At 35.5% G+C, this 1171-nt stretch carries 1 protein-coding gene; it reads left to right on the forward strand.

Annotated elements, in window-relative coordinates:
* Nucleotides 1-656 (forward strand): MFS transporter (locus AC1DSL_RS18465; protein WP_477533361.1); only part of this gene is annotated, 656 nt, incomplete at its 5' end.
* Nucleotides 657-1171 lie beyond the last annotated feature (515 nt).

Here is a 1171-nt window from a genome sequence, read left to right on the forward strand (position 1 = left end):
GTACAGAAGCACAAGTGAAAGTAGCTTCATCAAGTAAAGGTGGATTCATGGAAGTGTTTCCGATTTTAAAATCATATCCAGCTGTCATGATGACTTTGGTCATGACTTTAATTCCTTTATTGTTTATAGGATCGTTTAACTTGCTGGTTATCAATATCAGTGAGCTGCAGGATTCATCATCCATCAAAGGGGCAATTTATGCCGCTGAAGGTATTGCATTTATGCTGGGTACTGTTGTTGTTAAGTATATTGCAAATAAATGGCATACGAGTACGATATTATTTTTCTTTGCATTTGTAATCGGCGTTGCTGAATTAATCTTAATTTTTGCTGCCAGTCCAGTTTTGTCGGTAACCGCATTTGCGGTATTTGGCTTTGCGGTGGGTAGTTTTTTCCCAACTGCTATGACAATATTCCAGAAGCAAATGCCAAAAGCGTTTCACGGCAGATTTTTCTCGTTCCGAAACATGCTCGAGCGCGTAATTTTCCAGGTCGTTTTATTGGCAACAGGAGCATTGTTGGATCTAATCGGTTTACAATGGATGGTCGTTGTATTTGGGGTACTTAGTTTATCTCTGACCACAGTTTTCCTGATTCAAATGAAGAAACGTAACATTAAATTGGATACAAATGATCAAACCGCTGAAATCATATGATTTCAGCGGTTTTTTCATGTTTTGTCGTTTTTATCCAGTAGAAATTGATTATAATAGTTGGTTATCATGTACCATTAAATAACTTAACTGAAAAATAAATAAATTTATGTATTTCGAAAACGTCCTATGGGGGGATGTCGTCTATTAATTAAAGACAGTTAAAAGTTGTTATTCATAATACGAAAGTCATAAAGAGGAAGAAACGCTTCCGATTCCACCAGCTAAATAGTTATAACTGAAAAAAGCTCATTTCTCGTAAATAGAAATGAGCTTTTTATGTTCTTTAAAATAGGAAGATATTTAAAAAAGCGTAAAATCGTGAATTACGCTCATTTTTAGGTTCTGTCGCTTCAGAAGCGATTATGGGAATCATTTAGGCCGCAGAAAGTATTGAGTTTTTCCTAGGACAGTGTGAAATTTATGGCAAAAAAAAATGGAGTACAAGTAGGAAGAGATTGTTTCTTAGCAACAGAAGCATTTTAAAATTGGCTTCCAAGGGATGGTGAGTATTGGAT

It is taken from the genome of Paenisporosarcina sp. P4_D4 (genome assembly GCF_056401835.1).